The sequence below is a fragment of the Escherichia sp. E4736 genome, assembly GCF_005781225.1.
Classification (GTDB): Bacteria; Pseudomonadota; Gammaproteobacteria; order Enterobacterales; family Enterobacteriaceae; genus Escherichia.
In genome coordinates, this window is sequence record NZ_VATT01000006.1 from 65,066 (window position 1) to 83,610 (window position 18,545).

The 18,545-nt window shown below is 58.4% G+C and carries 21 protein-coding genes; 18 read left to right on the plus strand and 3 right to left on the minus strand.

What is annotated here, in order from left to right; translation table 11 throughout:
* Window positions 1–8 precede the first annotated feature (8 nt).
* The 14 genes from phnC (at window position 9) to phnP (ending at window position 10,777) form a co-directional block, all read left to right on the plus strand.
* Window positions 9–797, plus strand: coding sequence for a phosphonate ABC transporter ATP-binding protein (gene phnC / locus FEK46_RS04400; RefSeq protein WP_001193408.1), 789 nt, complete (start codon window positions 9–11; stop codon window positions 795–797).
* Window positions 798–821: 24 nt separating this feature from the next.
* The gene (gene phnD / locus FEK46_RS04405) at window positions 822–1,838 is read left to right on the plus strand and encodes a phosphonate ABC transporter substrate-binding protein (protein WP_000991997.1); all 1,017 of its coding nucleotides are present in this window, start codon (window positions 822–824) and stop codon (window positions 1,836–1,838) included.
* Between the two features lie 60 nt (window positions 1,839–1,898).
* Window positions 1,899–2,678, plus strand: coding sequence for a phosphonate ABC transporter, permease protein PhnE (phnE, locus tag FEK46_RS04410; protein WP_135410848.1), 780 nt, complete (start codon window positions 1,899–1,901; stop codon window positions 2,676–2,678).
* A 20-nt stretch (window positions 2,679–2,698) separates the two neighbouring features.
* The gene (phnF, locus tag FEK46_RS04415) at window positions 2,699–3,424 is read left to right on the plus strand and encodes a phosphonate metabolism transcriptional regulator PhnF (RefSeq protein WP_135560210.1); all 726 of its coding nucleotides are present in this window, start codon (window positions 2,699–2,701) and stop codon (window positions 3,422–3,424) included.
* The gene (gene phnG, locus FEK46_RS04420) at window positions 3,425–3,877 is read left to right on the plus strand and encodes a phosphonate C-P lyase system protein PhnG (protein ID WP_135410847.1); all 453 of its coding nucleotides are present in this window, start codon (window positions 3,425–3,427) and stop codon (window positions 3,875–3,877) included.
* Entirely contained in the window at window positions 3,874–4,458 is a 585-nt protein-coding gene (gene phnH / locus FEK46_RS04425; protein ID WP_135560211.1) for a phosphonate C-P lyase system protein PhnH, read from the plus strand. Before phnG ends, phnH begins: the two co-directional genes overlap by 4 nt.
* Window positions 4,458–5,522, plus strand: coding sequence for an alpha-D-ribose 1-methylphosphonate 5-triphosphate synthase subunit PhnI (gene phnI, locus FEK46_RS04430; RefSeq protein WP_135560212.1), 1,065 nt, complete (start codon window positions 4,458–4,460; stop codon window positions 5,520–5,522). The genes phnH and phnI overlap by 1 nt, the downstream gene beginning before the upstream one ends.
* Entirely contained in the window at window positions 5,515–6,360 is an 846-nt protein-coding gene (gene phnJ, locus FEK46_RS04435; RefSeq protein WP_135560213.1) for an alpha-D-ribose 1-methylphosphonate 5-phosphate C-P-lyase PhnJ, read from the plus strand. Before phnI ends, phnJ begins: the two co-directional genes overlap by 8 nt.
* Window positions 6,357–7,115, plus strand: coding sequence for a phosphonate C-P lyase system protein PhnK (phnK, locus tag FEK46_RS04440; protein WP_135560214.1), 759 nt, complete (start codon window positions 6,357–6,359; stop codon window positions 7,113–7,115). Before phnJ ends, phnK begins: the two co-directional genes overlap by 4 nt.
* A 110-nt stretch (window positions 7,116–7,225) precedes the next feature.
* On the plus strand, window positions 7,226–7,906 hold the full coding sequence (phnL, locus tag FEK46_RS04445; protein ID WP_000611425.1) for a phosphonate C-P lyase system protein PhnL: 681 nt from the start codon (window positions 7,226–7,228) through the stop codon (window positions 7,904–7,906).
* Window positions 7,903–9,039: an alpha-D-ribose 1-methylphosphonate 5-triphosphate diphosphatase gene (phnM, locus tag FEK46_RS04450; protein ID WP_135560215.1), complete on the plus strand. Its 1,137-nt coding sequence runs from the start codon at window positions 7,903–7,905 to the stop codon at window positions 9,037–9,039. The genes phnL and phnM overlap by 4 nt, the downstream gene beginning before the upstream one ends.
* Window positions 9,039–9,596 carry a ribose 1,5-bisphosphokinase gene (phnN, locus tag FEK46_RS04455; protein WP_135560216.1) on the plus strand — a complete coding sequence of 186 codons (558 nt, stop codon included), beginning with the start codon at window positions 9,039–9,041 and terminating at the stop codon, window positions 9,594–9,596. The genes phnM and phnN overlap by 1 nt, the downstream gene beginning before the upstream one ends.
* Complete coding sequence (phnO, locus tag FEK46_RS04460; RefSeq protein ID WP_001110491.1) at window positions 9,583–10,017, plus strand: aminoalkylphosphonate N-acetyltransferase; 435 nt, start codon at window positions 9,583–9,585, stop codon at window positions 10,015–10,017. Before phnN ends, phnO begins: the two co-directional genes overlap by 14 nt.
* Before the next feature lies 1 nt (window position 10,018).
* A complete protein-coding gene (phnP, locus tag FEK46_RS04465; protein ID WP_135560217.1) occupies window positions 10,019–10,777 on the plus strand; it encodes a phosphonate metabolism protein PhnP in 759 nt (252 codons plus the stop codon).
* A gap of 26 nt (window positions 10,778–10,803) precedes the next feature.
* Here the strand turns inward: phnP and yjdP are convergent, their stop codons facing one another.
* From yjdP to FEK46_RS04480, 3 genes are all read right to left on the minus strand, one after another.
* Window positions 10,804–11,133, minus strand: a complete 330-nt coding sequence (gene yjdP, locus FEK46_RS04470) for a DDRRRQL repeat protein YjdP (RefSeq protein ID WP_130205873.1) — start codon at window positions 11,131–11,133, stop codon at window positions 10,804–10,806.
* A 76-nt stretch (window positions 11,134–11,209) separates the two neighbouring features.
* Entirely contained in the window at window positions 11,210–11,842 is a 633-nt protein-coding gene (locus FEK46_RS04475) for a GNAT family N-acetyltransferase (protein WP_130206094.1), read from the minus strand.
* 112 nt (window positions 11,843–11,954) lie between these two features.
* A complete protein-coding gene (locus FEK46_RS04480; RefSeq protein ID WP_135560218.1) occupies window positions 11,955–14,219 on the minus strand; it encodes a hybrid sensor histidine kinase/response regulator in 2,265 nt (754 codons plus the stop codon).
* A 113-nt stretch (window positions 14,220–14,332) separates the two neighbouring features.
* On the opposite strand from FEK46_RS04480, the gene FEK46_RS04490 reads away from it, so the two are divergent.
* Genes FEK46_RS04490 through FEK46_RS04505 form a run of 4 tightly spaced genes read left to right on the plus strand, consistent with a single transcriptional unit; the run spans window position 14,333 to window position 18,534 of the window.
* Complete coding sequence (locus FEK46_RS04490; protein ID WP_130205869.1) at window positions 14,333–15,853, plus strand: sugar ABC transporter ATP-binding protein; 1,521 nt, start codon at window positions 14,333–14,335, stop codon at window positions 15,851–15,853.
* Complete coding sequence (locus tag FEK46_RS04495) at window positions 15,850–16,824, plus strand: ribose ABC transporter permease (RefSeq protein WP_135560219.1); 975 nt, start codon at window positions 15,850–15,852, stop codon at window positions 16,822–16,824. The genes FEK46_RS04490 and FEK46_RS04495 overlap by 4 nt, the downstream gene beginning before the upstream one ends.
* Window positions 16,825–16,854: 30 nt before the next feature.
* On the plus strand, window positions 16,855–17,796 hold the full coding sequence (locus FEK46_RS04500; protein ID WP_130205867.1) for an ABC transporter substrate-binding protein: 942 nt from the start codon (window positions 16,855–16,857) through the stop codon (window positions 17,794–17,796).
* A 54-nt stretch (window positions 17,797–17,850) separates the two neighbouring features.
* The gene (locus tag FEK46_RS04505) at window positions 17,851–18,534 is read left to right on the plus strand and encodes a D-lyxose/D-mannose family sugar isomerase (RefSeq protein ID WP_135560220.1); all 684 of its coding nucleotides are present in this window, start codon (window positions 17,851–17,853) and stop codon (window positions 18,532–18,534) included.
* The last annotated feature ends 11 nt before the right edge of the window (window positions 18,535–18,545 follow it).

The window sequence follows — 18,545 nt, forward strand, 5'->3', positions numbered from 1 at the left end:
GCTGCATCATGCAAACGATTATCCGTGTCGAGAAGCTCGCCAAAACCTTCAATCAGCATCAGGCGCTGCACGCGGTTGATCTGAACATTCATCATGGTGAAATGGTGGCTCTGCTTGGGCCGTCGGGTTCCGGCAAATCCACCCTTTTACGTCACTTAAGCGGTTTGATTACCGGCGATAAATCTGTCGGTAGCCATATCGAGCTGCTGGGCCGCACTGTCCAGCGCGAAGGCCGTCTGGCGCGCGATATCCGCAAAAGCCGCGCCCATACCGGCTACATCTTCCAACAATTCAACCTGGTGAATCGCCTGAGCGTACTGGAGAACGTGCTGATTGGCGCGCTCGGCAGCACGCCGTTCTGGCGCACCTGTTTTAGCTGGTTCACCGGCGAGCAGAAACAGCGCGCGTTACAGGCGCTGACCCGCGTTGGCATGGTGCACTTTGCTCATCAGCGCGTTTCCACCCTCTCCGGCGGCCAGCAGCAACGTGTGGCGATTGCCCGTGCGCTGATGCAGCAGGCGAAGGTAATTCTGGCGGACGAACCGATCGCCTCGCTGGACCCGGAATCAGCGCGCATCGTGATGGACACCCTGCGCGACATCAACCAGAACGACGGCATCACCGTGGTCGTCACGCTGCATCAGGTGGATTACGCCCTGCGCTACTGCGAACGCATCGTCGCCCTGCGCCAGGGGCACGTCTTCTACGACGGCAGCAGCCAACAGTTTGATAACGAACGTTTTGACCATCTCTACCGCAGCATTAATCGCATCGAAGAGAACGCGAAAGCTGCCTGACATCCCCATCATTGAGGAAAACGAATGAACGCTAAGATAATTGCCTCGCTGGCCTTCACCAGCATGTTCAGCCTCAGCACCCTGTTAAGCCCGGCACACGCCGAAGAGCAGGAAAAGGCGCTGAATTTCGGCATTATTTCAACGGAATCACAGCAAAACCTGAAACCGCAATGGACGCCGTTCTTACAGGATATGGAAAAGAAGCTGGGCGTGAAGGTCAACGCCTTCTTTGCCCCGGACTACGCGGGCATTATCCAGGGAATGCGCTTCAACAAAGTGGATATCGCCTGGTACGGCAACCTGTCGGCGATGGAAGCGGTGGATCGCGCCAACGGCCAGGTCTTCGCCCAGACGGTTGCGGCGGATGGATCGCCGGGTTACTGGAGCGTATTGATCGTCAACAAAGACAGCCCGATCAACAACCTGAACGATCTGTTGGCAAAGCGGAAAGATCTCACCTTCGGCAATGGCGATCCTAACTCCACCTCTGGCTTCCTCGTCCCCGGTTACTACGTCTTTGCCAAAAACAATATCTCCGCCAGCGACTTTAAGCGCACGGTCAACGCCGGGCATGAAACCAACGCCCTCGCCGTCGCCAACAAACAGGTGGATGTTGCCACCAACAACACTGAAAACCTCGACAAGCTGAAAACCTCCGCACCAGAGAAGCTGAAAGAACTGAAAGTGATCTGGAAGTCGCCTCTGATCCCAGGCGATCCGATCGTCTGGCGCAAAAATCTGTCCGAAACCACCAAAGACAAGATCTACGACTTCTTTATGAACTACGGCAAAACGCCGGAAGAGAAAGCGGTGCTGGAGCGTCTGGGCTGGGCGCCGTTCCGCGCCTCCAGCGACCTGCAACTGGTACCCATTCGCCAGCTCGCGCTGTTTAAAGAGATGCAGGGCGTAAAAGGCAATAAAGGACTGAATGAGCAGGACAAGCTGGCGAAAACCACCGAGATTCAGGCACAGCTGGATGACCTGGACCGCCTGAACAACGCGTTAAGCGCGATGAGTTCGGTGAGTAAAGCGGTGCAGTAATGTGCTCGATCGGTCCCCTCTCCCACAGGGAGAGGGAGAAAACATTAAACGGAGCCAAACATGCAAACCATCACCATCGCCCCACCCAAGCGCAGCTGGTTCTCGCTTCTGAGCTGGGCCGTTGTTCTCGCCGTGCTGGTCGTCTCGTGGCAGGGCGCGGAAATGGCCCCGCTCACGCTGATTAAAGATGGCGGCAACATGGCGACTTTCGCCGCCGACTTCTTCCCGCCCGATTTCAGCCAGTGGCAGGATTACCTCACCGAAATGGCCGTCACGCTGCAAATCGCCGTCTGGGGAACTGCGCTGGCCATCATTCTCTCCATTCCCTTCGGTCTGATGAGCGCCGAAAATCTGGTGCCCTGGTGGGTTTACCAGCCCACGCGCCGCCTGATGGACGCCTGCCGCGCCATTAACGAAATGGTCTTCGCCATGCTGTTCGTGGTCGCCGTCGGCCTCGGTCCGTTCGCTGGCGTGCTGGCGCTGTTTATCCACACCACCGGCGTGCTCTCCAAACTGCTTTCCGAAGCAGTGGAAGCGATTGAACCCGGCCCGGTGGAAGGCATTCGCGCCACTGGCGCCAACAAGCTCGAAGAGATCCTCTACGGCGTACTGCCACAGGTGATGCCACTGCTGATTTCCTACTCCCTCTATCGCTTCGAATCCAACGTCCGCTCGGCGACCGTCGTCGGCATGGTCGGCGCGGGCGGGATCGGCGTCACGCTGTGGGAAGCGATTCGCGGTTTCCAGTTCCAGCAAACCTGCGCCCTGATGGTGCTGATTATCGTCACGGTCAGCCTGCTGGATTTCCTCTCTCAACGGTTGCGTAAGCACTTTATCTGATTAGCGAGGCATTGATATCTATGCACTTGTCTACACATCCGACCAGCTACCCGACACGCTATCAGGAGATAGCCGCAAAACTTGAGCAGGAGCTTCGTCAACACTACCGCTGCGGTGACTATCTCCCCGCGGAGCATCAACTGGCGGCACGCTTTGAGGTGAACCGCCACACCTTGCGCCGCGCCATCGACCAACTGGTGGAGAAAGGCTGGGTACAGCGCCGTCAGGGCGTCGGCGTGCTGGTGCTGATGCGCCCGTTCGATTACCCGCTCAACGCCCAGGCGCGTTTTAGCCAGAACCTGCTGGACCAGGGCAGCCACCCCACCAGCGAAAAACTGCTGTCGGTGCTGCGCCCCGCCTCCGGTCACGTCGCTGACGCGCTGGGGATAACCGAGGGGGAGAACGTCATCCACCTGCGCACCCTGCGTCGGGTCAACGGCGTCGCGCTCTGTTTGATCGACCACTACTTCGCGGACCTCACCCTCTGGTCGACGCTGCAACGCTTCGACAGCGGCTCGCTGCACGATTTTCTGCGCGAGCAAACGGGGATTGCGCTGCGCCGCAGCCAGACGCGGATCAGCGCCCGCCGCGCCCAAGCCAAAGAGTGCCAGCGTCTTGAAATCCCGAATATGTCGCCGCTGCTGTGCGTGCGCACCCTTAACCACCGTGACGGTGAAAGCAGCCCGGCGGAGTACTCCGTCAGCCTGACGCGCGCCGACATGATTGAATTCACTATGGAGCACTGAATGCACGCAGATACCGCGACCCGCCAGCACTGGATGTCCGTGCTGGCGCACAGCCAACCGGCTGAACTGGCAGCCCGCCTGAAAGCGCTGAACATCACCGCCGACTATGAAGTGATTCGCACCGCTGAAACCGGTCTGGTGCAGATTCAGGCGCGGATGGGCGGCACCGGCGAACGCTTTTTTGCTGGCGACGCCACGCTCACCCGCGCCGCCGTACGCCTGACTGACGGCACGCTCGGCTACAGCTGGGTGCTGGGGCGCGACAAACAGCACGCCGAACGCTGTGCGCTGATTGACGCACTGATGCAGCAAACCCGCCATTTTCAAAACTTATCAGAAACCCTTATTGCCCCGCTGGACGCTGACCGTATGGCACGCATTGCCGCACGTCAGGCCGAAGTGAACGCCAGCCGGGTCGACTTCTTTACGATGGTTCGCGGAGACAACGCATGACCCTGGAAACCGCTTTTATGCTTCCCGTGCAGGATGCCCAGCACAGTTTTCGTCGCCTGTTAAAGGCCATGAGCGAGCCGGGCGTGATTGTCGCCCTGCATCAGCTCAAACGCGGCTGGCAACCGCTGAATATCGCCACCACCAGCGTGCTGCTGACGCTGGCCGATAACGACACGCCGGTGTGGCTTTCCCAGCCATTAAGTAACGATATCGTCAGCCAGAGCCTGCGTTTTCATACCAACGCGCCGCTGGTCAATCAGCCGGAACAGGCGACCTTCGCGGTGACGGATGAGGCGATTTCCAGCGAACAGCTCAACGCCCTTTCCACCGGCACCGCCGTTGCACCAGAAGCGGGCGCGACGCTGATTTTACAGGTCGCCAGCCTGAGCGGCGGGCGCATGTTGCGTCTAACCGGCGCGGGTATTGCCGAAGAACGAATGATCGCCCCGCAGCTACCGGAGTGCATTCTGCACGAACTCACCGAGCGCCCGCACCCGTTCCCGCTCGGCATCGACCTGATCCTGACCTGCGGCGAGCGCCTGCTGGCTATCCCGCGAACCACTCATGTGGAGGTGTGCTGATGTACGTTGCCGTGAAAGGGGGCGAAAAGGCGATCGACGCCGCCCACGCCCTGCAAGAAAGCCGACGCCGGGGCGATACCGATTTGCCTGAACTGAGCGTCGCCCAGATTGAACAGCAGCTTAACCTCGCGGTGGATCGCGTGATGACCGAAGGCGGCATTGCCGACCGCGAACTGGCGGCGCTGGCGCTGAAACAGGCCAGCGGCGATAACGTCGAAGCAATTTTCCTGCTGCGCGCCTACCGCACCACGCTGGCGAAGCTCGCGGTAAGCGAGCCGCTCGACACCACCGAGATGCGTCTCGAACGGCGTATTTCAGCGGTTTATAAAGATATTCCCGGCGGCCAGTTGCTTGGCCCAACCTACGACTACACCCATCGCCTGCTCGATTTCACCCTGCTGGCAAACGGCGAAGCGCCAACGCTGACCACCGCCGACAGCGAACAACAGCCGTCGCCGCACGTTTTCAGCCTGCTGGCGCGTCAGGGGCTGGCGAAGTTTGAAGAGGATAGCGGCGCACAGCCGGATGACATCACCCGCACGCCGCCGGTTTACCCCTGCTCACGTTCTTCCCGTTTGCAGCAGTTGATGCGCGGCGACGAAGGCTATTTGCTGGCGCTGGCCTACTCCACCCAACGCGGTTACGGGCGCAATCACCCGTTCGCGGGTGAAATCCGCAGTGGTTACATCGACGTGTCGATTGTGCCGGAAGAGCTGGGATTTGCGGTGAACGTCGGCGAACTGCTGATGACTGAATGCGAAATGGTCAACGGTTTTATCGACCCGCCGGATGAGCCGCCGCACTTCACGCGCGGCTACGGGCTGGTGTTCGGCATGAGCGAGCGCAAAGCGATGGCGATGGCGCTGATTGACCGCGCTCTGCAAGCCCCGGAATACGGCGAGCACGCGACAGGCCCGGCGCAGGATGAAGAGTTCGTGCTGGCGCATGCCGACAACGTCGAAGCCGCAGGCTTTGTCTCGCACCTCAAACTCCCGCACTACGTCGATTTCCAGGCCGAACTGGAGCTACTCAAACGTCTGCAACAGGAGCAGAACCATGGCTAATCTGAGCGGCTACAACTTTGCGTACCTCGACGAGCAGACCAAACGCATGATCCGCCGCGCCATCTTAAAAGCGGTGGCGATCCCCGGCTATCAGGTGCCGTTTGGCGGGCGCGAGATGCCAATGCCATACGGCTGGGGAACCGGCGGCATACAGCTCACCGCCAGCGTGATTGGCGAAAGCGACGTGTTGAAGGTGATTGACCAGGGCGCAGACGACACCACCAACGCCGTGTCGATCCGCAACTTCTTTAAGCGCGTGACCGGGGTGAACACCACCGAACGCACGGACGATGCCACGGTCATCCAGACGCGTCACCGCATCCCCGAGACGCCGCTTACCGAAGATCAGATAGTTATCTTCCAGGTGCCGATCCCGGAACCGCTGCGCTTTATCGAGCCGCGCGAAACGGAGACCCGCACCATGCACGCGCTGGAGGAGTACGGCGTGATGCAGGTGAAGCTGTATGAAGATATCGCCCGCTTCGGTCATATCGCCACCACCTATGCCTATCCGGTGAAAGTGAACGGACGCTACGTGATGGACCCGTCGCCGATCCCGAAATTCGATAACCCAAAAATGGACATGATGCCCGCCCTGCAACTGTTCGGCGCGGGGCGCGAAAAGCGCATCTATGCGGTGCCGCCGTTTACCCGCGTGGAAAGCCTCGATTTCGACGATCACCCGTTCACCGTCCAGCAGTGGGATGAGCCGTGCGCCATCTGCGGATCGACCCACAGCTATCTTGATGAAGTGGTGCTGGATGACGCCGGAAACCGCATGTTTGTCTGCTCCGATACCGATTATTGCCGCCAACAGAGCGAGGCGAAAAGCCAATGAATCAACCGTTACTTTCGGTCAATAACCTGACTCATCTTTACGCGCCGGGCAAAGGCTTCAGCGATGTCTCTTTTGATTTATGGCCGGGGGAGGTGCTGGGCATTGTCGGGGAATCCGGCTCCGGGAAGACCACGCTGCTGAAATCAATCTCCGCCCGTCTGACGCCGCAGCAGGGGGAGATTTACAACGAGAACCGTTCCCTCTATGGCATGAGCGAAGCCGACCGCCGTCGCCTGCTGCGCACCGAATGGGGCGTGGTGCATCAGCATCCGCTCGACGGCCTGCGCCGCCAGGTGTCGGCAGGCGGCAATATCGGCGAGCGGCTGATGGCGACCGGGGCGCGTCATTACGGCGACATTCGCGCCACCGCGCAGAAATGGCTGGAAGAGGTGGAGATTCCCGCTAACCGGATCGACGACCTGCCGACCACCTTTTCCGGCGGCATGCAGCAACGTTTGCAGATCGCCCGTAACCTGGTGACGCATCCGAAGCTGGTGTTTATGGATGAACCGACCGGCGGGCTGGATGTGTCGGTACAGGCACGCCTGCTCGATCTGCTGCGCAGCCTGGTGGTGGAGCTGAATCTGGCAGTGGTAATTGTCACCCACGATCTGGGCGTCGCCCGCCTGCTGGCGGACCGTTTGCTGGTGATGAAGCAGGGGCAAGTGGTGGAGAGTGGGTTAACCGACCGTGTGCTCGACGACCCGCATCACCCGTATACCCAACTGCTGGTGTCATCGGTTTTGCAGAATTGAGCCGGTGCCGGATGCGGCGTAAACGCCTTATCTGGCCTACAAATGCGCTCCCCGTAGGTCGGATAAGACGCATCAGCGTCGCATCCGACACCCGAACCACGAGGCGAAAAATGATTAACGTACAAAACGTCAGTAAAACCTTCATCCTGCACCAGCAAAACGGCGTGCGCCTGCCCGTCTTACAACGCGCCTCGCTCACCGTCAACGCGGGCGAATGCGTGGTGCTCCACGGCCACTCCGGCAGCGGCAAATCAACCCTGCTGCGCTCGCTGTACGCCAACTATCTGCCCGACGAAGGGCAAATCCAGATCAAACACGGTGACGAATGGGTAGACCTGGTCACTGCACCAGCGCGCAAAGTGGTGGAAATCCGCAAAACCACCGTCGGCTGGGTGAGCCAGTTTCTGCGCGTCATCCCGCGTATTTCGGCGCTGGAAGTGGTGATGCAGCCGCTGCTCGATACTGGCGTTCCGCGTGAAGCCTGCGCCGCTAAAGCCGCGCGTCTGCTCACGCGCCTGAACGTACCGGAACGCCTGTGGCACCTTGCGCCATCAACCTTCTCCGGCGGCGAACAGCAGCGCGTCAACATTGCCCGTGGCTTTATCGTCGACTACCCCATTCTGCTGCTCGACGAACCCACCGCCTCGCTGGACGCCAAAAACAGCGCCGCCGTAGTCGAGCTGATTCGCGAAGCCAAAGCCCGTGGCGCGGCCATCGTCGGCATCTTCCATGATGAAGCCGTACGCAATGACGTCGCCGACCGCCTGCACCCAATGGGAGCCTCTGCATGATTATCAATAACGTCAAACTGGTGCTGGAAAACGAAGTGGTGCACGGTTCGCTGGAGATGCAGGACGGCGAAATCCGCGCCTTTGCCGAAAGCCAGAGCCGCCTGCCGGACGCGATGGACGGCGAAGGCGGCTGGCTGCTGCCGGGGCTGATTGAGCTGCATACCGATAACCTCGATAAATTCTTCACCCCGCGCCCGAAAGTTGACTGGCCTGCCCACTCGGCGATGAGCAGCCACGACGCGCTGATGGTGGCGAGCGGCATCACCACCGTGCTGGACGCCGTGGCGATTGGTGATGTGCGCGACGGCGGCGATCGGCTGGAGAATCTGGAGAAGATGATCAACGCCATCGAAGAGACGCAGAAACGCGGCGTCAACCGCGCCGAGCACCGTCTGCACCTGCGCTGCGAACTGCCGCATCACACCACGCTGCCGCTGTTTGAAAAACTGGTGCAGCGCGAGCCAGTCACGCTGGTGTCGTTGATGGACCACTCACCCGGCCAGCGCCAGTTCGCCAACCGCGAGAAGTATCGCGAATATTATCAGGGCAAATACTCGCTCACCGATGCGCAGATGCAACAGTACGAAGAGGAACAACTGGCGCTCGCCGCACGCTGGTCGCAGCCGAATCGCGAAACCATTGCCGCGATCTGCCGCACACGCCAGATTGCGCTTGCCAGCCACGATGACGCCACGCACGCCCACGTTGCCGAATCCCACCAGCTTGGCAGCGTGATCGCCGAATTTCCCACCACGTTTGAAGCAGCGGAAGCCTCGCGTAAGCATGGCATGAACGTGCTGATGGGCGCGCCGAATATCGTGCGTGGCGGCTCGCACTCCGGCAACGTGGCGGCAAGTGAACTGGCGCAGCTTGACCTGCTGGATATCCTCTCTTCCGACTACTACCCCGCCAGCCTGCTGGATGCGGCATTTCGCGTCGCCGATGACCAGAGCAACCGCTTTACGCTGCCGCAGGCGGTGAAGCTGGTGACCAAAAATCCGGCCCAGGCGCTGAATCTTCAGGATCGCGGGGTGATTGGCGAGGGCAAACGCGCCGACCTGGTGCTGGCGCATCGCAAGGGCAATCATATTCATATCGACCACGTCTGGCGTCAGGGTAAAAGGGTGTTCTGATGATGGGAAAGCTAATCTGGTTGATGGGGCCTTCCGGCTCCGGGAAAGACAGCCTGCTGGCGGCGCTGCGCCAGCGGGAACAGGTGCAGTTACTGGTGGCACATCGCTACATCACGCGCGATGCCTGTGCCGGAAGCGAAAACCATATCGCCCTGAGCGAGCAGGAGTTTTTTACCCGCGCGGGGCAAAATCTGTTGGCCTTAAGCTGGCACGCTAACGGTCTGTATTATGGCGTCGGCATCGAGATTGACCTCTGGCTGCACGCTGGATTCGACGTGGTAGTCAACGGCTCACGCGCGCATTTGCCGCAGGCGCGGGCGCGCTATCAATCGGCGCTGCTGCCCATTTGTTTACAGGTTTCGCCGGAGATCCTCCGCCAGCGCCTGGAAAACCGTGGGCGTGAAAACCCCAGTGAAATTAACGCCCGGCTGGCGCGCGCCGCCCGCTATACTCCGCAGGATTGCCATACGCTCAACAATGACGGCAGCCTGCGCCAGTCGGTCGACACGCTGCTGACGCTGATCCATCAGAAGGAGAAACACCATGCCTGCTTGTGAGCTTCGCCCGGCCACGCAGTACGATACCGACGCGGTTTACGCGCTGATTTGTGAGCTAAAACAGGCGGAGTTTGACCATCACGCGTTTCGCGTGGGCTTTAACGCCAACCTGCGCGACCCGAATATGCGCTACCATCTGGCGCTGCTGGATGGCGAAGTTGTCGGCATGATCGGCCTGCATTTGCAGTTTCATCTGCATCATGTCAACTGGATCGGCGAAATTCAGGAACTGGTGGTGATGCCGCAGGCGCGCGGTTTGAACGTGGGTAGCAAGTTGCTGGCATGGGCAGAAGAAGAAGCCCGCCAGGCCGGGGCCGAAATGACCGAGCTTTCCACCAACGTGAAGCGCCACGACGCGCACCGTTTCTATCTGCGCGAAGGCTACGAGCAGAGCCATTTCCGCTTCACGAAGGTGCTGTAACATGAGCCTGACTCTCACGCTCACCGGCACTGGCGGCGCACAGGGCGTTCCGGCATGGGGCTGTGAGTGCGCGGCCTGCGTCAGAGCCCGGCGCTCACCGCAGTATCGCCGCCAGCCATGCAGCGGCGTGGTGAAGTTTAACGAGGCTGTCACCCTGATCGACGCCGGGCGGCACGATCTCGCCGATCGCTGGTCACCCGGATCGTTCCAGCAGTTTTTGCTGACGCATTATCATATGGATCACGTGCAGGGGCTGTTTCCGCTGCGCTGGGGCGTTGGCGATCCGATCCCGGTTTACGGCCCGCCGGATGGACAGGGTTGCGACGATCTGTTTAAACATCCGGGCCTGCTTGATTTCAGCCACACGGTGGAACCGTTTGTAGTGTTTGATTTGCAGGGGGTGCAGGTCACGCCCCTGCCGCTCAACCACTCAAAACTCACTTTCGGCTATTTACTGGAAACGGCACATAGCCGGGTGGCGTGGCTGTCTGACACCGCTGGCCTGCCGGAAAAAACGCTGAAATTTTTACGCAATAACCAGCCGCAAGTGATGGTGATTGATTGCAGCCACCCGCCGCGCGAGGATGCGCCGCGTAATCACTGCGATTTAAACACCGTGCTGGCGCTGAATGAAGTTATCCGCTCGCCGCGCGTGATTCTGACGCACATCAGCCACCAGTTTGATGCGTGGCTGATGGAGAACGCGCTGCCGTCGGGATTTGAGGCGGGGTTTGATGGGATGGAGATTGGGGTAGCGTGATGGGGAGAATGTGCGCACTGGCCCCCTCACCGCCCATACTCATCTTCCATTCTCCGCTCTTCATCTTCCAGTTGCCGACGCTCCCGATCAAGCTGGCGCTGGCGATCGTCCAGCTGCCTGCGGCGATCTTCAAACTGGCGGTGGCGGTCGTCATATTGTCTGCGCCGATCGTCGCTCACTTGACGCTGCCAGCCGTCGTCGCGCGAATCTTCATAGTCTCGCCCACGGTCAGGGTTATAAGCGTCGTTAATCGCCTGCTGAATATTGCCAATGGTGTCGTCGATAATATCGGCCTGGGCCGGAACGGTGGACAGCGTGAGCAGGGTGAAAAGAAAGAGCGTGGAGTAAGGTTTCATAAGCCAGTCTCTGCAATGGACTGGCTTAACGTTAGTTGAGTGTGAATGAGCGGAGTAGCGGAGTAGCGGAGTAATCTCAAATTCGGTAAGGCGCAGACTCTTCCATTAGCTGGTTAGCTCGCTGTTTATTTTCCGCCACCAGCACAATGCCATGACATTTTTGATCCGGTGAAATACTCCAGATACGCTCTTCCGGAATGCAACCGCCATCGTAGATCACTTTCGTGCCATCGTAAGGCCAAAATGCCCCTTGTTCAGTGTCTAATACAAACACGGAAATCTGATCGGACTCGCGCGCGATCTTCTGCCAGAGCATCTTCCCGCCATCATATTGATCAAAATCGCTGATTAGCGTGATACCGCATTGCAGAATTAGCGCTTCATACAGCCGAGTTGCCAGCCCCTTATCGCGCTCACCAGGAGAGACACAAATACCTTCCACCTGTACCAGATCCGAGTCTTCCCACCAGCGTTCAACGGCAATGATATCGCTGCCGAACTCTTTTTTACGCTGCAGATCGAGAGCGGCAAGTACCCGATGACGCGGCACGCCTGCAAAAACTTCAATGTCCGCTTCAATGATGGCCGCTCTTGGCGTCTGCTTGTCATAAATTACCTGTAACAGACGTCCAGAAAGCTCGATCTCTTCCACCACGCGAAAAGAACGAGCAACCGTCATAGGGCTATAGGTGGTTGGCATCACGATCATATGTGAATCGCCTCTTGTCAGTACTGGCATAATTCCTTTTATATCCCATTCAGAACAGAATTGCTCACAATAGCAGCACGTTTGCTTCAGGCCTCTTGATAAATTCTGAAAATCATCCCTCAATTTGCCCCAGCGCCTGTGCCAGCTGCGCGCGGGTAAAAGGTTTGCGCAGTAGTGCCACATCGGGCAGCGCGGGGTTATGGCTGGGGCGTAAATCCTGACCACTGATGAGTAGCAGCGTCAGGTGCGGGTAAAGTTTGCGGGCCGCATTGACCACTTCTGCGCCGCTCATGCCGCCGGGGAGCATTAAGTCACTGATAAAAATATCGATTTCTGCTGATGCCGCCAGCAGGTCCAGCGCCTGTTCGCCGCTGCTCGCTTCCAGCGTCAAATAGCCCAGCAGGTGCAACTGCTCGCAGATGGTCTGGCGCACCGCGGCTTCATCTTCCAGCACTAACACCAGTTTATCGCCGCTGACGGCTGTCTGCTCTACCACCGCTGGCGATAGGTTTTTCGCCGCCGTCAGCGCGCGGGGAAGCTGTAATCTGACCGTTGTTCCTTGCCCCGGCGCGCTTTCAATTTCCACGCGCCCGCCGGACTGGCGCACGAACCCATAGACCATCGACAAGCCCAGCCCGCTGCCACTGCCCGTCTGTTTGGTGGTAAAGAACGGCTCGAACACCTGGCTTTTCACCGCCTGCGACATGCCGCTGCCATGATCGATGACCTCCAGCGCCACCATGTCCTGTCGCTGCCCACTGCTGCGGGTGACACGCTGATTCCAGGTGCGAATTTTGATGATTCCCGTCTGCCCTTCCATCGCATCGCGGGCGTTCACTACCAGATTGATGATGGCGTTTTCCAGCTGGCTGACGTCAATCCACGCGGGCCACGCCGGAGACTGCGCTTCAATCTCCAGCGCCAGGGTTGCCGGTAAGGAGTGGCGCATTAATTCGCTTAACTCTTCCAGCAGAGTTTTTAGTTCAACGGCTTGCGGATGTAAGGACTGCTTGCGAGAAAACGCCAGTAGCCGCTGGGTCAGTAGCGCCCCACGTTCGGCGGCTTGCAGCGCCCGCTGTATTCGCGGCGCGTCGGGCGAGTCCGTGTTCACCAGCTCCAGGCTGCCGATAATCACTGCAAGTAGATTATTAAAATCATGCGCCAGCCCGCCCGTCAGTTGCCCGACCGCTTTCAACTTCTGGCTGTGCAATAGCGCCTCTTCCAGCCCCTGCCGCTCGGTTTGGGCAATCTCCATCTGCGTGGTTTTCTCTTTCAACAACCGTGAGGTTCGTTCGAGTGATGCGGTATTGCGGGCGAAGACGTTAAAGGCACGCGCCAGTTCACCCAACTCATCGCGCCGCTGTAACGCCGGAAAAGTGACGTCCGCTTCGCCGTGCGCCAGGCGGCTCATGGCGCGGGAAATCGCCGTCAGGTTAGAGCCGAGATTGCGATAGATATACCAGCCTGCAAACGCGGTGATCACCACCGCTAACAGGGCGAAAATCATGATCACCCTCTCGCCAGAGCGCAGATCCTGGTAACTTTGCGCCACCCGCTGACCGGAGAGCGTCGCCACCTGTTCGGCGTAACGGTTAATGTCACTATTGAGGATCGCCACCAGCGCTTTGATGTGGAACATATACCAGCTAATCGCCAGATCGCTTTGCTCGAGAGCGGCAGAAAGCGGCGCCAGCTTGCGCAGTTCATCATTGAAATCAGTGAGTAGCGTATTAACCAATGGCGTATCGCTGTGGGTCGGTAATGCAGACATCACCCCGACCAGTTGATGAATAATCGCCTGCGGCGCGGACGTGGCAATAGCGGCAACAATCAGTCGGTTCATCTCGTTAAGCAAAATGTCATCTTCCGCGTGAGTGACTTTTTGCAAATGTCGCAGATAACTTAAGTTTTGATATAGCGAACTTAACAGCGCGTTACGCTCCAGATGCCGCCTTTGCCCGCGCTCCAGCATTCCGCCGACGCTGGTTTGCAGTTCGTTACTACGCGTGATGATTCGCGTCACCAGCCCGGCGTCCTGCTGCGCTAAAGGCGCGTCCGCCAGTTGCTCAAGCGAGATTTTTAACGCCCGCTGTGTCTCCTGCAATCGCTCGGCTTCACCTTTATATTCCAGCGCCCCCACCACCTGTGACAATCGCACCGCCGCCGTCGCCACGTTTGCCGTGTCGCGCGCCAGATTCAGGCTGCCGGTCATATCATCCACCGTTTGCTGCTGCACCTGCTCCTGCATCTGGCTGGCATGACGAAAACCCATTACCGCCACGCCGCTGACCATCAGCGTCACCGCCACCACCAGCAAATTTAAAAGCAGCAATCGCCCGCGCGCGCTGGCAAAAAAGTGACGTCCGGGGTGCGCCATATCACGCTCCGTAAAGAAAAATCGCAATATGACAAATATGAACGGCTTCTGACATTTTGCATTTACTTTCCTGTGATGGAGTGCTGATATCGACAACCTCGCAGGAGTCCACCATGAACAGCACGCCGGTTCTGGAGATGCGCAATATTGCCAAAGCTTTTGGCAAATTTTATGCGCTCAAAGGGGTGGATTTGACGGTCTACCCAGGCGAGATCCATGCTCTGATGGGGGAAAACGGCGCGGGAAAAAGCACGCTGATGAAGGTGCTGGCGGGGGCTTATACCGCCACCAGCGGCGAGATCCTGATTGACGGCAAGCCCTTTCACATTCGCACACCAAAAGATGCCTTAAGCGCCGGTATTACGCTGATTTATCAGGAGATGCAGCTGGCACCGAATCTGACGGTGGCAGAAAATATTTTCCTCGGCAGCGAGCTTTCCCACGGCGGGCTGGTGCAGCGCAAAGAGATGCTGGTGCAGGCGCAAAAAGTGATCGACCGCCTCGGCGCGCAGTTTAACGCCAGCGATAAAGTCATGACGCTGACCATTGCCGAGCAACAACAGGTCGAAATCGCCCGCGCGCTGCATCGCAACAGCCGCATTCTGGTGATGGACGAACCCACCGCCGCCCTCTCCTCGCGTGAAACTCACCGCCTGTTTGAATTGATTATGCGGCTGCGCGATGAAGGGATGGCGATTATCTATATCAGCCACCGCATGGCAGAAGTGTATGAGCTTTCCGATCGCGTCAGCGTGCTGCGCGACGGGCAATACGTTGGCAGCCTGACCCGCGATAACCTCAACGCCGCTGAACTGGTACGGATGATGGTCGGCAGGCCACTGAGCGATCTGTTCAATAAAGAGCGCGATATCCCGCTCGGCAAAGCCCGCCTGAATGTTCACCACCTGACCGACGGTGGCAAAGTCCAGCCGAGTAGCCTGCTGGTGCGTTCCGGCGAAATTGTCGGCCTCGCCGGGCTGGTAGGAGCCGGACGTTCAGAGCTGGCGCAGTTGATCTTCGGCGTACGTAAAGCGACGGGCGGAATGATTGAAGTCGATGGCGAACCGGTGGTGATCCACTCCCCGCGTGAGGCCATCGATCTTGGCATTGGTTTTCTCACCGAAAATCGCAAAGAACAAGGCTTGTTCCTTGAAATGGCGGCAGCCGAAAACATCACCATGGCAACCCTGGAGCGCGATGCCAGCTGGGGAATGCTCAATCGCAAAAAAGCACAAACCATCTCCGATGACGCCATCAAGTTGCTCAACATCCGCGTGCCTCATGCCCAGGTGCGAGCGGGCGGGCTTTCGGGCGGCAATCAGCAAAAGCTGTTGATCTCCCGCTGGGTGGCGATTGGCCCGCGCATTTTACTGCTCGATGAACCCACGCGTGGTGTGGATGTCGGCGCAAAAAGCGAGATCTACCGGATCATGAACGAGATGGCGCGCAAAGGCGTGGCGATACTGATGATCTCCAGCGAACTGCCGGAGATAGTCGGCATGAGCGATCGCGTTTATGTGATGCGCGAAGGCAGCATTGCCGGTGAGTTAAACGGCAAAAACATCACCCAGGAAAACATTATGACCTTAGCGACTGGCGTCAACGACGCCCATTCCCAGGCGGTGCCCTCATGACGACCTCTGTAAAGACCTCTGCCAAAAAAATGCTGATGAGCGATCTGATGCAAACGGTCGGCATTTTGCCCATTTTAATTCTGATCGTGGCGGTATTTGGCTTTATCGCGCCAAACTTTTTTACCGAAAGCAACCTGCTAAATATTACCCGCCAGGCATCGATCAACATTGTGCTGGCGGCGGGGATGACCTTCATCATTTTGACTGGCGGGATCGACCTTTCTGTAGGTTCAATTCTCGGCACCACGGCGGTAGCGGCGATGGTCGTCTCCCTTAGCCCGGAGTTCGCCATGCTGTCGATTCCAGCGGCGCTGATGCTCGGCCTGCTGCTGGGGTTGTTCAACGGCGCGCTGGTGGCCTTTGCCGGATTGCCACCGTTTATCGTCACGCTCGGCACCTATACGGCGCTACGCGGGGCGGCGTATCTGCTGGCGGACGGCACCACGGTCATCAACTCCAACATTAATTTCGAGTGGATAGGTAATAACTATCTTGGGCCTGTCCCGTGGCTGGTGGTGATTGCCCTCGCAGTGATTGTGCTGTGCTGGTTTATTCTGCGCCGCACCACGCTTGGCGTTCATATCTACGCCGTCGGCGGCAATATGCAGGCAGCGCGTCTTACCGGCATTAAGGTCTGGCTGGTGCTGCTGTTTGTTTATGGCATGAGCGGCCTGCTTTCAGGGCTTGGCGGGATTATGAGCGCCTCGCGGCTGTACAGCGCCAACGGCAACTTAGGCATGGGGTACGAACTGGATGCCATTGCGGCGGTGATCCTCGGCGGCACCAGTTTTGTCGGTGGTATCGGCACCATCACCGGCACGCTGGTTGGGGCGCTGATTATCGCCACGCTAAACAACGGCATGACCCTAATGGGCGTCTCTTACTTCTGGCAACTGGTGATCAAAGGGGCGGTGATCATCATTGCGGTGCTGATCGATAAATACCGTACCCGACATCATCAAAGCGCATAACAACAATACCCTACACATGAGGAATACAGCATGAGATTGAAGCCCTTAGTGACCGCGCTCTGTGCAGGCGCGCTGCTGGCCGCAGCACCGTTCGCCCAGGCAAAAGAATTGAAATCGATAGGCGTGACGGTAGGCGATCTGGCAAACCCATTCTTCGTGCAGATCACCAAAGGCGCGGAGCTGGAAGCGCGCAAACTGGCAGGCGATAACGTCAAAGTGACGCTGGTTTCCAGCGGCTACGATCTGGGCCAGCAGGTGTCGCAGATCGACAACTTTATCGCCGCTAACGTCGATATGATCATCCTCAACGCTGCCGATTCAAAAGGGATCGGCCCGGCGGTGAAACGGGCGAAAGATGCCGGGATCGTGGTCGTCGCAGTTGACGTAGCGGCAGAAGGCGCCGATGCCACCATCACTTCCGATAACACCCAGGCAGGCGAAATGGCCTGTAAGTACATCACCGATCGCCTGAAAGGCAAAGGCAACGTGGTGATCATCAACGGGCCTCCGGTGTCCGCCGTGCAAAACCGCGTTGAAGGCTGCCAGACTGAATTTAAACGCCATCCTGACATCAAGGTGCTCTCTGACAACCAGAACGCCAAAGGCAGTCGTGAAGGCGGGCTGGAGGTAATGACCGGACTGCTGGCGGCAAATCCGAAGATCGACGGCGTATTTGCCATTAACGATCCCACCGCGATCGGTGCCGATCTGGCAGCCAAACAGGCACAACGTAGCGAGTTCTTTATTGTCGGCGTTGACGGAAGCCCGGACGCCGAAGAGGCGCTGAAACGTGAGAACTCGTTGTTTGTCGCCACCCCTGCGCAAGATCCCCAGGTGATGGCAGCGAAAGCGGTGGAAATTGGCTACGACATTTTGCAGGGCAAACCCGCGCCGAAAGAGCCGGTGCTGATCCCGGTGACGATGATCGACAAAAACAACGTCGGCAATTACAAAGGCTGGACGGTGAAATAAGTCCACACGCCGGGCGGCGCAGCTGCCCGGCCACCGCTAAGGAGAACGCTTTCGATGAAACGCTCCGCTATAAACGACATTCTCGGCCATACACGGCAATTCTTTTCGCAACATGACGTGCATCTTCCGCCCTTTGCCAGTTTCACGCCTGCCCAATGGCAACAACTCGACACCACCGCGTGGGAGGAAGTTTTTGAGCTCAAACTCGGCTGGGATGTTACCGCTTTTGGTGGCAACGACTTTGCTGCACAGGGGCTGACGCTGTTTACCCTGCGTAACGGCTCACCAAAAGGAATGCCGTATGTGAAATGTTACGCCGAGAAGATCATGCATGTGCGCGATGCGCAGGTAACGCCAATGCATTTTCACTGGCGTAAGCGTGAGGACATTATCAATCGCGGCGGCGGCAATTTGATTGTTGAACTGTGGAATGCCGATAGCAACGAGCAAACGGTTGATAGCGACGTTACGGTGGTGATCGACGGCTGCCGCCAGAAACATACCGCAGGCAGTCAGTTGCGCCTGTCTCCCGGCGAAAGTATCTGCCTGCTGCCTGGCCTTTATCACAGCTTTTGGGCAGAAGCCGGTTTTGGCGATGTGCTGGTTGGCGAAGTCTCTTCTGTTAATGACGACGACCACGATAACCACTTTTTACAGCCGCTGGACCGCTACAACCTGATTGACGAAGACGAACCGGCCCAGTTGGTGTTGTGTAACGAATACCGCCAGTTCCGCTGAATAAGGAGAAC

Coding starts and splice junctions, on each gene's coding strand:
- phnC (WP_001193408.1), top strand. CDS start 9: ATGCAAACGATTATCCGTGTCGAGAAGCTCGCCAAAACCTTCAATCAG.
- phnD (WP_000991997.1), top strand. CDS start 822: ATGAACGCTAAGATAATTGCCTCGCTGGCCTTCACCAGCATGTTCAGC.
- phnE (WP_135410848.1), top strand. CDS start 1,899: ATGCAAACCATCACCATCGCCCCACCCAAGCGCAGCTGGTTCTCGCTT.
- phnF (WP_135560210.1), top strand. CDS start 2,699: ATGCACTTGTCTACACATCCGACCAGCTACCCGACACGCTATCAGGAG.
- phnG (WP_135410847.1), top strand. CDS start 3,425: ATGCACGCAGATACCGCGACCCGCCAGCACTGGATGTCCGTGCTGGCG.
- phnH (WP_135560211.1), top strand. CDS start 3,874: ATGACCCTGGAAACCGCTTTTATGCTTCCCGTGCAGGATGCCCAGCAC.
- phnI (WP_135560212.1), top strand. CDS start 4,458: ATGTACGTTGCCGTGAAAGGGGGCGAAAAGGCGATCGACGCCGCCCAC.
- phnJ (WP_135560213.1), top strand. CDS start 5,515: ATGGCTAATCTGAGCGGCTACAACTTTGCGTACCTCGACGAGCAGACC.
- phnK (WP_135560214.1), top strand. CDS start 6,357: ATGAATCAACCGTTACTTTCGGTCAATAACCTGACTCATCTTTACGCG.
- phnL (WP_000611425.1), top strand. CDS start 7,226: ATGATTAACGTACAAAACGTCAGTAAAACCTTCATCCTGCACCAGCAA.
- phnM (WP_135560215.1), top strand. CDS start 7,903: ATGATTATCAATAACGTCAAACTGGTGCTGGAAAACGAAGTGGTGCAC.
- phnN (WP_135560216.1), top strand. CDS start 9,039: ATGATGGGAAAGCTAATCTGGTTGATGGGGCCTTCCGGCTCCGGGAAA.
- phnO (WP_001110491.1), top strand. CDS start 9,583: ATGCCTGCTTGTGAGCTTCGCCCGGCCACGCAGTACGATACCGACGCG.
- phnP (WP_135560217.1), top strand. CDS start 10,019: ATGAGCCTGACTCTCACGCTCACCGGCACTGGCGGCGCACAGGGCGTT.
- yjdP (WP_130205873.1), bottom strand. CDS start 11,133: ATGAAACCTTACTCCACGCTCTTTCTTTTCACCCTGCTCACGCTGTCC.
- FEK46_RS04475 (WP_130206094.1), bottom strand. CDS start 11,842: ATGATCGTGATGCCAACCACCTATAGCCCTATGACGGTTGCTCGTTCT.
- FEK46_RS04480 (WP_135560218.1), bottom strand. CDS start 14,219: ATGGCGCACCCCGGACGTCACTTTTTTGCCAGCGCGCGCGGGCGATTG.
- FEK46_RS04490 (WP_130205869.1), top strand. CDS start 14,333: ATGAACAGCACGCCGGTTCTGGAGATGCGCAATATTGCCAAAGCTTTT.
- FEK46_RS04495 (WP_135560219.1), top strand. CDS start 15,850: ATGACGACCTCTGTAAAGACCTCTGCCAAAAAAATGCTGATGAGCGAT.
- FEK46_RS04500 (WP_130205867.1), top strand. CDS start 16,855: ATGAGATTGAAGCCCTTAGTGACCGCGCTCTGTGCAGGCGCGCTGCTG.
- FEK46_RS04505 (WP_135560220.1), top strand. CDS start 17,851: ATGAAACGCTCCGCTATAAACGACATTCTCGGCCATACACGGCAATTC.